The sequence below is a fragment of the Xanthocytophaga agilis genome (assembly GCF_030068605.1).
Taxonomy (GTDB): Bacteria; Bacteroidota; Bacteroidia; order Cytophagales; family 172606-1; genus Xanthocytophaga; species Xanthocytophaga agilis.
Genome location: NZ_JASJOU010000006.1, coordinates 302,731 through 317,305, shown reverse-complemented (window position 1 = coordinate 317,305; position 14,575 = coordinate 302,731). Strand labels below are relative to the sequence as shown.

Here is a 14,575-nt window from a genome sequence, read left to right as displayed (position 1 = left end):
AGAAGGCTTTTTTTGTTAGTTCTATTTTCTTGGGTTTATAACTCAGGCCGTTTTATTAGCGTATTTTGCTTCTGTTACAGGCTGTTCTGATAATGTATGGAGTGTACGTAATACATCCCGATTCGAAGGCAGATTATACATAGCAGCCGTCTGGTTGTGTCCTACCTTCAATGTATAGGCATTAGGATAATTTGTCAAGGCTTTAAAGGTATCTTCATCTGTATGATCATCTCCTGCTGCTAAAGCAAAACAACCGGGATATTTCTCCATCCAACGATGTACAGCATGTCCTTTATTTATGCTGGCATTTTTAATTTCTATGACCTTATTTCCTTCCAGTATCTGTAAGCGACGAGGAGTTATGTACTGTGCCAGCTGCTCAATCAATTCATGCACACGCATCTCTGCCAATCCCTGATCTGATTTTCTGTAATGCCATACCAGAGAGAAATGTTTTTCTTCAATGAAAGATCCGGGTGTACGATCTACAAAGTATTCAATAATCGGACGAATTTCTTCTTTCCAGTCTGTTTCCAGGAAATCGGCATGTGTCCATTCGCCATCCATATCTTTGTTCCATACACCATGCTCTGCTACAATCCCTAACGGCAGGTGCCCCAGCCATCTTTCCAGTGTTTCTTTGTCACGACCACTTATAACAACCACACAATTATCCGGATTTTTGCTAAGTTTTTTCAGCAGGCTATACAAGTACTCATCCGGAGAAGCTTTTTGAGGATCATCATGGAAATCTACTAATGTCCCGTCATAATCCAACAGGAAGAGTCTCTTTTCTGTTGTAGTATAGGCTTCAGTTATTTCGGTCAATACACGTTCATTAAATTGTTTCCGCTTGATTTTTTCGGTAGATAGTCTTGCCTCTTTCAATCGATCCAGGAAAACTTCTGACCAGCGCTTTACATTGTAACGGCGCAACGTCTGTTGCATAGCTGTATTTCGGGCCATCTGCTCTTCTGCTGGCATAGTCAATGCCTTGTGAATAGCACGTACTATATCATGTGGATCATCCGGATTTACAAGAATTGCCTCAGTCAGTTCTTTTGCAGCCCCTGCCATCTCACTTAAAATCAACACACCAGTCTGATCTGTTTTGGTTGCAATATATTCTTTCGCGATCAGGTTCATTCCATCCCGGAAAGGAGTAATGAGGGCAATGTCTGCCATATAATACACAGCAGCTAATGTATTGAAAGGTAACGCTCTGTAGAAATAATGAATAGGTGTCCAGCGTAATGTATTAAACTTACCGTTAATACGTCCTACAGCCTGGTCAATATCCTCTTTCAGTTGCTGGTACTGATCTACAGTAGCACGGGAAGGAACTAATATTAACAATAGTGTTACCTGCCCCTGCCATTCCGGATACCGCTCCAGAAAACGTTCAAACGCCTGAATACGCTGTAAAATGCCTTTGGAATAATCTAACCTGTCAACAGAAAGGATAATTTTATCTTTTCCTAACTGTTGCCTCAGTTCTATAATTTCACGAATCGTCTCTTTCTCAAATACAGCCTTGGCAAATTTATCATAGTCAATCCCCATAGGAAAAGAGTCTACCTCAGCTATACGGCCTGCCATATTTACTTTGCCCAACGAATGATTTAATCCAAGAATACGGGTAGTTGCACTTAAAAAATGTCTTACATAATCATATGTATGGAAACCAACCAGATCCGCACCTAATATTCCTTCCAGTACTTCTTTACGCCATGGCAGTGAACGGAATAACTCATAGGAAGGAAAAGGTATATGCAAGAAATAACCAATTGTAGCATCCGGAAATTTTTCACGTAACATTTTGGGTAACAACATCAATTGATAGTCATGTACCCAGAAAACATCATCCGGACGAGCTATTTTCTGTACTTCCTCACAAAATCGTTCATTTACCTGACGATATGCTTCCCAGTATGTTTTCTTATAGCTGGCATATTGCTTGAAATAGTGGTATAACGGCCAGATTATCTTATTACTGAATCCTTCATAGAAATTTTCATATTCCCGATCTGTTAAGAACACTGGTTGCAGGTTATCTTTGTTCATACGTGCAGCCAATGCAGCCTGATCATCCGCTTTGATGGTCATTCCTGGCCAACCTACCCAATAATTTTCTTTGGCATCGGTTGAACTCAAACCGGTAGCTAATCCACCTACACTCTGTTCGTAAACAAATTCTCCTTCTTTAACCTTAACAGAGATTGGAAGCCGGTTCGATATGGTAATAAGTCTTGGCATGTCTGATGAGTGGGGTAAATGGGTATTTTAATCGCTGAAAATGTACTGATTTATTTCAGAAAAAAATAAATTGGAAACAATTCTTTCCTCTTTCCTTCCGAAGTTACAAGTTTATATAAGAAAATAAGTAAAGAAATGATTAATTTTTCATAATTCTTTCTGCTCTTTTGCCTAATATCTCTATTTAACATCCAATTATTCCAAGCTTTTAGGAGATTCTAATAAGCTATAGTATGGATTTTCTATGCGAAATTTTATTTATCCTGCCTTAATTTTGTATTGCAAAGATAAAAGCTTTGTTTTTTCAGCCCCTTTAAATTAGATTATTTTTATAAAATTTTATACCAAATCCACAAAAATCATTTCACAACTTCAAAATCAGAGACTATATGTACTTCTGTAGATTTATATAAATCTTTCCAAATAAGAAAGAGTGTTTGCTAATCTGAGTTATAATTCAAAAATGTGGATTATTTTTGGCGAACAAATACCTCATTTTCTGTTTATCATTGCAACCTTTCACTCGCCTTGGCACTTTCGCTTTCTGAAAAACTAAACCAATTACTTATAAGTTTATCAGGATTTTATCCAGAAACTGGACTGGTTTTGCTTTTTATACTTCTGATCACAACGGATCTTATCTTTCATAAGCAATCCTACAAACCTACAGGTTGGCTTGCTGTGGCAGGTTTTTGTTGCATATTCTTTCTATCTGTTACTCAATATCCTCTCTCTTTTCAGAACTCTTCCGGATCTTTTCTGGGAATGGTTCATAGTACCCAATATACAATTCTCTTCAAGTGCCTATTCCAGCTTATGGGTATTCTTACCATCCTGTTAGCTTGGATTGAGAAAAAAACATATGCCAAAAGTGGGGAATTCTTTGCAATTCTCACAGCCTTATTGCTGGGATTGCACCTGATGATTATGGGTTCTCATCTGATAATAGTATATCTGGGTATTGAACTGGTTTCTATAAGTTCGTATGTACTGACCTATTTTGCAGATAATAAACGAAGTGCTCAGGGAAGCCTTCGTTATATTCTATTTGGAGCCATGAGTTCAGGAGTCATGCTTTATGGCATATCCTGGTTATACGGACTCACTGGATCTCTCGCATTTCTGGATACTGTATTCTGGGAAACACTAGCCACACAACCTCCATTACTTGTCACTATAGCCGTAATCTTAACACTATCAGGTGTATTGTTCAAAATTGCGGTAGTACCTTTTCATGTATGGGCTCCTGATATATATGATGCAGCTCCTTTATCAGTTGTTACATTCTTCTCTATTTCACCTAAACTTGCTGCTCTATTTATATTATTGGTGATTAGTCAAATAGATATGATTGATAAATTTGGGTTCCAATCTTTTATTGCTATTTTGTCTATTGCCAGCATTACTATCGGTAATTTCTCAGCTCTGACTCAATCCAATTCACGCAAAATGATGGCTTACTCATCTATTGCACATTCAGGTTTCTTATTGATAGGACTCCTAGGAAGAAATACATTTTCTGCTGAAACTTTCTTATTTTATTCAATAACCTATTTATTTATCAATGTAAGTGCATTTCTGTTATTGCTCTGGCTGGAACGAATCACTGATTCTCATACCATAAATGATTATAAAGGCCTCGGTATGAAATTTCCAGGTTTAGGTATTGCAATAGTTATTGTCATGATTGCTCTGGCAGGCTTGCCTCCTACAGTTGGTTTTACAGCCAAACTTCTGATCTTTTCTTCCTTATGGACTATTTATAACCAGTCAGACAATGTATTGTTATTGATTCTTTTTGGTTGGGGTTTACTTAATATCGCGGTTTCTATATTTTATTATTTACGTATCCCGTATTATCTTTTTTTTAAATCCGGAACAACCTCTTATCCTACATCTGTTAAAGCTTTTCATTGGACAGAAATTATCCTTTTAATTGCTGTATTGGCTCCTGTACTGGTATTATTTTTTAAATCCTCATGGCTTACTGAATCTTTAGGATTATTCCTGCGTTAAGAAACAAAAGGATTCTATATACGTACATGTTTTTAGAAAATATTAATTTTTTGTTCCATCACAAAACTATTATTTTTGAGCATCCTTTCTTCTCAATATGAGTGATCCTATAAAACACGAATGCGGTATCGCGATGATCCGCCTCCGCAAGCCATATCAATATTATATTGACAAATATGGCACCTCCCTATATGGAGTCAACAAACTATACCAGATGCTTGAAAAACAAAGTAATCGGGGCCAAGATGGAGCAGGTGTATCAGTTATTAAAATAGGTGTTCCTCCTGGAATTCGCTACATCAGCCGCTACCGGTCTATCGACAACCAGCCTATTGCCAAGATTTTCAAGAAGATCAACAAGAAATTCCAGAAATCTACCAAAGGCCACAAAGACCGGATCTATGATGCTCAATGGTTGAAAGAAAATGTCGCATTTACAGGAGAGGTCCTATTAGGACATGTGCGTTATGGAACTCATGGAGTGAACAGCATTGAAAGCTGCCATCCGTTTCTGCGCCAAAACAACTGGCGAAGCCGGAATCTGGTAGTAGCGGGAAATTTCAATATGACCAATGTAGACGATCTGTTTGATAAGCTGCTTTCTTTAGGACAACATCCGAAAGAAAAGGTAGATACTATCACAGTAATGGAGAAGATTGGTCACTTCCTGGACGAAGAAAACCAACGTATTTTTGATCTGTACAAAGATCAGTACACCAATGTGGAGATGAGTCATGTGATTGAGGAGAAGATGGATATCCCACGGGTAATACGTCGTTCCTGCCGTGATTTTGATGGAGGTTACGCGATGGCCGGAATGATTGGACATGGAGCAGCATTTGTAGCCCGGGATCCTGCAGGCATTCGCCCTGCCTACTATTATGCAGATGATGAAGTAGTAGTAGTTGCTTCTGAACGGGTTGCTATAAAATCTGCCTTTAACATTTCCTATGACTCTATTCGGGAGATTCAGCCTGGTCATGCCTTAGTTATACAGAAAAACGGGGATTTTGCTGAACATCCGTTTATTAATACACTTGAAAAACGTTCATGTAGCTTCGAACGTATTTATTTCTCCCGAGGCTCAGACCCTGCCATCTATAATGAACGTAAAGAATTAGGTCGCTTACTGATTCCTCAGGTCTTGAAAGCGATTGACTATGATCTGGAAAATACGGTATTCTCGTATGTACCTAATACAGCTGAGACTGCATTTCTAGGTATGATGGAAGGTATGGAAACGTGGTTGAGTGAACAACGCAAGAAAGCTGTGGCAGAAAAAGCATCACCGGAAGAGCTAGATAAATTGCTTTCTATACGGCCTAGGGTGGAAAAGATGGTTATTAAGGATGCCAAGCTTCGGACGTTTATCACCGATGATGATCATCGGGATGATATGGTGTCAGCTGGATACGATACAACCTATGATGTTATCCGCCGTGGATATGATACGTTGGTACTGGTAGATGATTCTATTGTACGTGGAACTACTCTTGAGAAAAGTATCTTACGCATTCTGGACCGTTTAGGACCTAAAAAGATCGTTGTGGTTTCTTCTGCGCCTCAGATACGTTATCCTGACTGTTATGGTATTGATATGTCACGAATGAAAGAGTTTGTGGCATTCCGGGCAGCACTTGCGTTATTAGAAGAAAGAGGTCAATCAGAAAAATTGTATAACGTACTAGAAGAATGTAAGAGTGCTTTCTGGAATGATCGGGCACATGAAGAGAACTTTGTAAAATCGGTTTATGACAACTTCAGTGATCAAGAGATCTCAGATAAAATTGCAGAGATTATTCGTCCACATAATCTGTATGCCAAAGTAGAAGTTGTTTTCCAAACTGTTGAAAACCTTCACAAGGCTTGTCCTAATCATACAGGTGATTGGTACTTTACAGGTAACTACCCAACTCTGGGAGGTAACAAAGTTGTAAATAAAGCTTTTATGAACTATATGTCTGGAGTTTCTGTCAGAGCATATTAATCACATAAATTCATCTCTAAAAAGAAAGCCCTCAACATTTGTTGAGGGCTTTCTTTTTAGAGATGAATTACTGCTTGGAGCATGTAATAAAAGCTTTTATTTCGCAGCTGTCTGGTTACGTAATTTAGAAATCTCCTGTTTCATTTCATCCACGCGATTCCGTTCAGTCTGAAGTTCCCGACCTAGAGCAGTCTGTATTTCCAGAAGTTTTTTCTTGTATTCATCTACCTGGTCACGAGCTTCTTCAAAGTCTTTTCGTATACTTACAGTTATCTGATTACTATTTTTATACTGAAAGAAAAAGAATGCTAGTACAGCAAGAAGAGCAACATACACTATATAGCTAAACATTACATATCCGTTCTTATCTACATTTATTCCCAATACAGGTACTTGTTGACTAGCCTCATCATTTTTTTGCATCTGATCTTCTTTAGCCTTTACCTGTTGTTCCAGTTGCGCTACCTGCGTCTTTAGTGCCTGAATTTCGTCTGTTGAAGCCTTCAACTTTTTCTTGGTTACATTTACAGAATCCTGCACCTTGCTCCAGAATGCATCCAACGATGTTTGTTTAATAACCTTGAAATCCTGATAGTTATTAGACCCTTCTTTAAGTTGCTGATACTGACTATTAAGACTATTCTGAGCTTGTGCTGAGAATAGAATACCTTGAAGAATGCATAAAGACAGAATGATTGATTTTTTCAGATTTTTCATGATGCGTACTTTTCAGATTTGGCCATGCTTAGTTTATTACTACTTATACGAAAGAACAAAGATGAAAAGTTATAGTTTATAAAGAAAAAATTACTGCCAAATGTAATAAATAAAAGAAAATAGCCAGAGTTTTGGCTCTGGCTATAGCATTTTCTCTGGTTAAATTTTATTTCTTATAAAGGACGAATCCAGATGTTTCTGAAGCTGATAGGCTCACTAGGATCTCCATGGTCTTGCAGTTTAATTGGAGATTTGCCATGTGCTGTTTTATATTCTGCCAGGCCAATGTATTGGGTAGGGCCTCGCAGCTCGGTATTGTTTTGAATTAAAACACCATTGTGCAATACGGTTACCCGGGCAGGTGAAAATAAAGAACCATCTTCTTTAAAACGCGGAGCTGTAAATATGACGTCATACACGTTCCACTCGCCCGGTTTACGCATAGCATTTATTAAAGGACGAGTCTGCTTGTAAATACTTCCGGCTTGTCCGTTGGCATAGGTACGATTGTTATAAGAATCTACAATCTGTAACTCATAGCCTGCATCGCCTTTTCCGATAGATGCCAGGAATAATCCGCTGTTTCCTCTTCCCTGTCCTGTACCAGTAATTTTCTCAGGGATACGCCATTCGATATGTAGTTGATAATCTAAAAACGATTCTTTGGTCTGTATGTTACCAGTTCCTTTCTTAACAGTAAACACTCCATTGGCAACTGTCCATTGTGCAGGAGTTTGCGGATCATTGGTAGAAGCCCACTGATCCAGATTTTTTCCATCAAACAAAACAATAGCATCAGAAGGAGCACTGCTATTGGCACCAGGAGTAGTTACTTTCACTTCGGGTTCCCAGGATTCGGTCATTTCCGGCTTCATTTGCGCCTTTTCCTGTGAAGGAGCTTGTGCAATAGCTGCTGATCCCAAAAGCAAACTTATGGCAATGAACGTAAGTGTGTTTTTTTGCATAACAATTACTATAAAAAAGAGGGTTTAAACAAAATGTAAATTGACAGATTGTTGCGAAAATTAGAACATTTTAAGGAAAACTTTTACTTCTTGTCACAAAAATTAATCCAAATTATAATCTCTTTCAATAAATATCTCCTTTCTTTACTAACCTCTAAACACAATAAGATGATGTACAGAGGATTGATCATTTACAAAAACAAACGCCTGCAGATGTTATTTCTACAGGCGTTTATCATTCCTACATTCTATGAACTTATTTTTTAGGCATTTCAGCTAATAGCTTCTCATTCATTTTCACATAGTCGGTATTGCTGGCAGCTTTAGCTAACTCTATAGATTTCTTGGCACTCTCAGTTGCACCTTTGTAATCTTTTAGCTTAGCCTGCAATTTCGCTTTCTGGTATAATTGCCAGAACTGAGGGTTAGTCTCAGTGGCTTTGTTCATCCAGGTAAGAGCCTGTGGTAAATCACGGTTGTTATCCAGATAATATACAGCGGCAGCAAATAGATCACCAGCAGCAGGAGTAGGATTATCAATTACCTTCTCTTTGATTTGAGCCATAACTTTTTTGTCTACATCTGTCTCAATCTTTATTGAGGTTTTAACATTCTCCCAACAGATATTCAGATTACCACCATTAGTAGTCAGATCCGAAAAATCAATAGTAAATGTTTCAACTTTGGCAGGAAGTGATACAGGTTTTGCAGTAAAACGCACTACATCGTTTTCCTGCTTGTAGCTTTGTTCTGTTGTTTTCAGATCTTTACTCAAAATGATAGTCCATTCCTTAGCATTTGGAATAGATAACAAAGCATACTCACCTGCAGGTACTTTACTTCCATTCAACATCACATCATCACTAAAGGTAATCTTAGTTGCCTGGTTAGCGCCTGTACGCCATATTTTTCCATATTCACGAACTTCACCAAACAATTTACGACCTCTCAGACTTGGACGGGAATAATCTACTTTTACGTCTACGAGGCCTACTCTCTGTGAAACAGAAGCACCTGGACTTGGTTGCGGCGTAGCAATCTGAGCCTGGATAGAAGTAAAAGCGATCCAACAGCAAATAAGTGTGCTGAATACTAGTTTTCTCATACGATTTTTAGGGATTTGTTTTGCGTTAAAATAAACAACGGGGTAAAAGTATATATTCTTTTCTAAACTCTCTCAGGAAAATAAGTAATTGTCGTATAAGTGTCCTATACGCGAAAGGGACAAAATAATTAGTAACTGTGTGTAAAAATGCGTATTTTTACCCGGTTAAAATAATATCTTATTTAGCCATTAATCCTCCAAATTATATTTTAGTAATTTAACCTCAAACCAAATCATGTCAGCAGTACTGGACCCAGTATCCGTTCTTTCAGACCGCGTAAATGCCATGGCAGAATCTGCCACACTGGCAATGACGAAAAAAGCCCGTGAATTAGCTGCTCAAGGTGTTAAGGTAATTAGCCTAAGCATTGGCGAGCCCGACTTTCCTACCCCTCAACATATAAAGGACGCTGCCAAGAAAGCTATTGATGATAATTTCACACAATATACTCCTGTATCTGGTATTGCTGATCTGCGTTCTGCTATTGCAGAAAAACTACGTAGAGACAACAACCTGGATTGGAAACCTGAAAACATTGTAGTATCTACTGGAGCAAAACAGTCATTAACCAATGTATTGCTGGCGTTGCTAAATCCAGGTGATGAAGTAATTATTTTCTCTCCTTACTGGGTAAGTTATAGTGAGATGGTGGTGTTGGCAGAAGGTGTACCTGTATTGGTAACTGGTTCTCTGGAAAACGATTTTAAAGTTACTGCTGAAGAGTTTGAAGCAGCTATTACTCCTCGTACCAAACTTGTTATGTTCTCTTCGCCTTGTAATCCAACAGGATCTGTATTTACAGAAGAAGAACTTCGCAAGATCGGACAGGTAGTAGAACGTCATGAAAATATTTTCGTCATGGCTGACGAGATTTATGAATATATTGTATTTGAAGGCAAAAACTTCAGCATTGGTTCTATCCCATCTATCAAAGACCGCGTTATTACTGTAAACGGTTGCTCAAAAGGGTATGCTATGACAGGATGGCGTCTGGGATATATTGCTGCAGCTAAATGGATTGCAGATGCCTGTGACAAAATCCAGGGTCAGGTAACTTCCGGAACTTGCTCTATTACTCAGAAAGCAGCTGTTGCTGCACTGACAGGACCTCTGGATGATACTCGTAAAATGGCAGAGGCTTATCGCCGTCGTAGAGATCTGGTAATTGCCGGGCTACGCGAAATTCCAGGTTTGAAGATCTCTGTTCCTCAGGGTGCTTTCTACGCATTCCCTGATATGAGTTCTTACTTTGGTAAATCAGATGGCACTAATGTGATCAAAAATGCGGATGATCTGGCAATGTACCTACTAAATGTAGGCCATGTAGCTACTGTATCTGGTGCAGCATTTGGTGCTCCTAACTGTATTCGACTGTCAACAGCAGCTTCAGATGAAAATCTGACTGAAGCGATCAGCCGTATCAAGACAGCACTTGGCAATCTGAAATAATATTCTAAGTATAGTCAACTTTATAAATACAAACCCTTGTTTCATACAAGGGTTTTTTACTTTCTTTTCCTATGAGTCAGGAACAACCCAATAACCCTCTACATGGCAAAACCCTTGAAATGATTCTGAACTATCTGGTTGATTACTATGGATGGGATGGACTTGGCGACCGTATTGAGATCCGGTGTTTCATGTATGACCCAAGTATTAAGTCTAGCCTCACTTTTTTGCGCAAAACACCCTGGGCACGCAAAAAGGTTGAAGATCTGTATCTTGCTACTATTATAAGCAAATAAAAAGTCCTGTCATAAGCATATTTTTTAAGATCAAACGTTTTACACAATATTCCCTTTAACAAGCTTCCATTACTACCTCTGCATTCAAAGCAAATACATAAAAGCATTCGGAAGTCTGTTAGGGTTTTTGTTTTTTTGCCAATTCTTTTACCTGATCTTTTTTATTGCTGATTGAAACATGAATCTTTCTGAGATATTTGAGGCGTTTAATAATTTACGTGTATTGATTATTGGTGATGTAATGGTTGATTCGTATCTGTGGGGTAAGGTAGACCGCATTTCGCCAGAAGCACCTGTACCTATTGTAAGTGTCAAGAAACGTGAAAAACGTCTGGGAGGCGCTGCCAATGTAGCCTTAAACGTAAAGTCACTGGGAGCAGAACCCATCCTTTGTGCAGTAATTGGAGCTGATCCGGATGGGCAGGACTTCTTACAACTGCTTGACGAAAGCAATTTGACACGTGAAGGCATTGTAGCAAGCGCCAGTCGTATTACGACTATTAAACACCGTATTATCTCTGGTTCTCAGCAGATGCTACGCATTGATTCTGAGATGGAGAATCTTCTTCTGGCTCCGGAAAAAGCAGACCTAACCAAAAAAATACTCGATCTGCTACCTGATTCCGATGTGGTTATTTTTGAGGACTATGATAAAGGTGTTCTGGATGAAGTCTTGATTCAGGAAATTACAGAAGCAGCTCGTAAACTGGAAATTCCTATCATTGTAGATCCCAAGAAACGTAACTTCCTGCACTATAAACATGCGACTCTTTTTAAACCCAATCTGAAAGAATTACGGGAAGGATTGAAGATAGACTTCAATGTAGCACATCGCAATGAACTGGAAGGAGCTTTGGATCAGTTAAAACAACATCTTCAACTCGAAGGAGTATTACTTACTCTTTCAGAGAGAGGGGTATTTATTGATCTGGATGGAGAGAAGCATCATATTCCAGCCCATATACGACAGATTTCGGATGTTTCAGGAGCAGGCGATACTGTAGTGAGTATTGCAGCTTTATGCCTGGCACTGAAATTACCTCCTTTGGTAATAGCGGAGTTATCTAACCTGGGAGGGGGACTTGTATGTGAATATGCAGGAGTAGTGCCTGTTGACAAGCAAAAATTACTGGAAGAGGCAATCGAGAATAGTATTCAGATCAAAAACTGATCTTATATGTATCAGAGACAGAAATGTATTTTCCTGTCTCTGATACCTTTTACAATTAACTAAAGAAGTTTTTTCCTTTTTCTTTCAGGTTTTCAAAAGCTTCTGTAGCATCATGCTTCAGCTCTTCAAATTTCTCCTGAGCTTGTTCTTTTATAATAGCACTTGCATCAAATTCTTTGCCTTCCAGCAAGCCTGTCACCTGAGAACCTACAGAATCAGGTAGTTTCCCTTTGATATATTCTACAGATGCTAAAAAGGCAGATTGTGCCTGTGCGTGAGAAATACCAACTTTAGAAGCTATTTCGTTTACAATTTCGTCGATTTTCATAATGGTACGTGTGGATATGTTATACATTGACAGGCTTATACTACAGCGCTATAAGCAAAGAAAACAGATAAATGCAAAAAGACAAGGATTTTGTGATTAAGATTTGGTTAATGATTACTATTTGCAATTCAACTTCATCTAAGCAATGTCCCTTCTACTTGTTGCACTTTGTTTATAATAAGAGTGACTAGCTCAGCCTGCATGTAAGTGTAAATATCTTCTATCCCAAGCACGTTAATCTTATGTAGGTACAGTGTTCCGGTATATTGTTGAATACGATCCTGATGATATTCTTCCATAACAAATATTCTATCAGCCCATTCCAGCATTTGTTCTGTTACCAGTGTAGTTCCTTCTTTTTCACACAAACGCTGGCTGAGTCCGGCAGAACGAAACTGATGTTGTGGGTAATGCTCCCGAAAATAATCCTCAGCCGTTCGCGAACGATTTTTATTGGCAGTGCAAAGAAAGAGGATATTCATGGGTTGGGATAGATATGAAAAATTAGTTACTTGTGTATATGCGAAACGTTTTACTTTGGTATTTCCTATCCTGTATTCTCTTATTGGCAAGTTGTGGTGACTTGTCTGATACCTGTATAAATCGCAACCAATATACTATATGTTATTACGAAGAAGAAGGAACACAACCTATAGCTTCTCAAATGCTTGAATACCTTCCAAAAGCATATCCCGAATTAAAAACAAACTTCAAAATACATAAGCATCCAGAAGAAGTATCTGAGTATTCAGTCCTGATTGAACTAAATACCTCGTTTGATCCTCAAAAGAAAAAATCCATTCTGCAAAAGATTGCAGATGATCTATCTACCAATTGTTTTCAGAATCAGAAGATTCGGGTAGTGGCTGTAGGGGATATAGATGCTCTTACAAAAGGAAATGTGAGTGTTGTAAGTAGGTAAGAATTTTCAGCTTACATATCCCTTTCAAAAAAATAAGACATTGTGGTTGAAACGGGTATTTCAAGCACAATGTCTTATAAAAATTTAGTAGCTAATTACACCTTCTCCTTATCCAGACTCAGCTTATTACTAAAATCTGCTTCTCCTTCCCATCGACTTACCACACACGTTGCCACGGCATTACCTGCTACAGAAGTAGCTGAACGACCCATATCCAGTATCTGATCGATACCTAGTAATAAGGCTAATCCTTCGCCAGGCAGATTGAATAACGACATAGTTCCTGCTATAATTACCAGCGATGCTCTGGGTACACCGGCAATACCTTTGGAAGTAACTAACAGAGTTAGCATCATGGTAATCTGCTGTGTCAACGTTAATGGCATGTGATATGCCTGGGCGATAAATGCTGTGGCAAAGGTCATATATAACATAGAGCCGTCCAGGTTAAATGAATAACCTAATGGCAACACAAAGCTGATGATACGAGGAGGACAGCCAAATTTCTCCAATGCCTCAATAGTTTGAGGCATGGAAGCTTCTGAACTGGCAGTACTAAACGAGAGTAGTAGTGCTTCCCGGATCACTCTCATCAATGGAAGGAATGGAACTTTGGCAATGACACAGATAACCCAAAGTACTATAAAAATGAAAAAGAATAAACCAAGGAAGAAACTAAAAATCAAATACGCATATCCCACAAAAATACCTAATCCCTCACGGGCTACAACAGCCGTAATAGCTCCAAACACACCAAAAGGAGCAAACTGCATTACATATCCTACAATCTTAAACATCACATGTGACACAGCATCCAGTGCCTTGATCAGAATTTTGCCTTTCTCTCCGATAGCTCCTACTGCAATTCCAAAAAAGATAGAGAAAACAACAATCTGAAGAATTTCATTGGTAGCCAGTGCTTCAGCAAAACTTTGGGGGAATACATGCTCCAGAAATCCCTGTAAGGTCAGCTTTTTTGCTTCAATACCTGTATCTGTTCCTTGTTCGGGTAATTTCAGATCCATCACTTCACCGGGCTTCATCACATTTACCACCAGCAGACCTACAATTAGTGACAGGATCGTAGCCAGATAAAAATAGCCCAGTGTTTTTGCACCAATTCGCCCTACCTGTGTGAAATCTCCTAGTTTAGCGATTCCTACTACCAGCATAGAGAAGACTAACGGTCCAATAATCATTTTGATCAGCCGGAGAAATACTTTGCTTAATAAGGCAAAGTTGGCTCCTGCCTCAGGTGAAAAAATATAGTTTTCGTGAATAAAATAACCCGTTACGATGCCCAGCACCATACCAATAACGATCCGCCACGTAATATTTAGTTTCATGAGTTAGTTAGGTTGT

Annotated in this window: 13 protein-coding genes; 6 read left to right on the top strand and 7 right to left on the bottom strand. The window is 38.7% G+C overall.

The features are described from left to right. Nucleotides 1–42 precede the first annotated feature (42 nt). Complete coding sequence (locus QNI22_RS19435) at nt 43–2,256, bottom strand: bifunctional alpha,alpha-trehalose-phosphate synthase (UDP-forming)/trehalose-phosphatase (RefSeq protein WP_313991773.1); 2,214 nt, start codon at nt 2,254–2,256, stop codon at nt 43–45. Nucleotides 2,257–2,862: 606 nt separating this feature from the next. On the opposite strand from QNI22_RS19435, the gene QNI22_RS19430 reads away from it, so the two are divergent. Both QNI22_RS19430 and QNI22_RS19425 read left to right on the top strand, forming a co-directional pair. Then, nucleotides 2,863–4,272, top strand: a complete 1,410-nt coding sequence (locus QNI22_RS19430) for an NADH-quinone oxidoreductase subunit N (RefSeq protein ID WP_314513196.1) — start codon at nt 2,863–2,865, stop codon at nt 4,270–4,272. A 97-nt stretch (nt 4,273–4,369) separates the two neighbouring features. Next, on the top strand, nt 4,370–6,259 hold the full coding sequence (locus tag QNI22_RS19425; RefSeq protein WP_314513195.1) for an amidophosphoribosyltransferase: 1,890 nt from the start codon (nt 4,370–4,372) through the stop codon (nt 6,257–6,259). A gap of 96 nt (nt 6,260–6,355) precedes the next feature. On the opposite strand, the gene QNI22_RS19420 is transcribed toward QNI22_RS19425, so the two are convergent. From QNI22_RS19420 to QNI22_RS19410, 3 genes are all read right to left on the bottom strand, one after another. Beyond that, entirely contained in the window at nt 6,356–6,976 is a 621-nt protein-coding gene (locus QNI22_RS19420; protein WP_314513194.1) for a hypothetical protein, read from the bottom strand. Nucleotides 6,977–7,149: 173 nt separating this feature from the next. Beyond that, complete coding sequence (locus QNI22_RS19415) at nt 7,150–7,941, bottom strand: 3-keto-disaccharide hydrolase (protein WP_314513193.1); 792 nt, start codon at nt 7,939–7,941, stop codon at nt 7,150–7,152. A 256-nt stretch (nt 7,942–8,197) separates the two neighbouring features. Then, complete coding sequence (locus tag QNI22_RS19410) at nt 8,198–9,046, bottom strand: DUF2911 domain-containing protein (protein ID WP_314513192.1); 849 nt, start codon at nt 9,044–9,046, stop codon at nt 8,198–8,200. 235 nt (nt 9,047–9,281) lie between these two features. Between QNI22_RS19410 and QNI22_RS19405 the strand changes: the two genes are divergently transcribed. From QNI22_RS19405 to QNI22_RS19395, 3 genes are all read left to right on the top strand, one after another. Next, nucleotides 9,282–10,496, top strand: coding sequence for a pyridoxal phosphate-dependent aminotransferase (locus tag QNI22_RS19405; RefSeq protein WP_314513191.1), 1,215 nt, complete (start codon nt 9,282–9,284; stop codon nt 10,494–10,496). Nucleotides 10,497–10,567: 71 nt separating this feature from the next. Then, on the top strand, nt 10,568–10,792 hold the full coding sequence (locus tag QNI22_RS19400; protein ID WP_314513190.1) for a VF530 family protein: 225 nt from the start codon (nt 10,568–10,570) through the stop codon (nt 10,790–10,792). 178 nt (nt 10,793–10,970) lie between these two features. Continuing rightward, nucleotides 10,971–11,963 carry a bifunctional heptose 7-phosphate kinase/heptose 1-phosphate adenyltransferase gene (locus tag QNI22_RS19395; protein WP_314513189.1) on the top strand — a complete coding sequence of 331 codons (993 nt, stop codon included), beginning with the start codon at nt 10,971–10,973 and terminating at the stop codon, nt 11,961–11,963. Between the two features lie 55 nt (nt 11,964–12,018). On the opposite strand, the gene QNI22_RS19390 is transcribed toward QNI22_RS19395, so the two are convergent. Both QNI22_RS19390 and QNI22_RS19385 read right to left on the bottom strand, forming a co-directional pair. Next, nucleotides 12,019–12,291: a hypothetical protein gene (locus tag QNI22_RS19390; protein ID WP_314034788.1), complete on the bottom strand. Its 273-nt coding sequence runs from the start codon at nt 12,289–12,291 to the stop codon at nt 12,019–12,021. A 134-nt stretch (nt 12,292–12,425) separates the two neighbouring features. After that, a complete protein-coding gene (locus QNI22_RS19385; protein ID WP_314513188.1) occupies nt 12,426–12,773 on the bottom strand; it encodes a protein tyrosine phosphatase in 348 nt (115 codons plus the stop codon). Between the two features lie 38 nt (nt 12,774–12,811). Here QNI22_RS19385 and QNI22_RS19380 point away from each other — a divergent pair, with 38 nt between their 5' ends. Beyond that, the gene (locus tag QNI22_RS19380) at nt 12,812–13,213 is read left to right on the top strand and encodes a hypothetical protein (protein WP_314513186.1); all 402 of its coding nucleotides are present in this window, start codon (nt 12,812–12,814) and stop codon (nt 13,211–13,213) included. Between the two features lie 95 nt (nt 13,214–13,308). On the opposite strand, the gene QNI22_RS19375 is transcribed toward QNI22_RS19380, so the two are convergent. Beyond that, a complete protein-coding gene (locus QNI22_RS19375) occupies nt 13,309–14,559 on the bottom strand; it encodes a dicarboxylate/amino acid:cation symporter (RefSeq protein WP_314513185.1) in 1,251 nt (416 codons plus the stop codon). Nucleotides 14,560–14,575 lie beyond the last annotated feature (16 nt).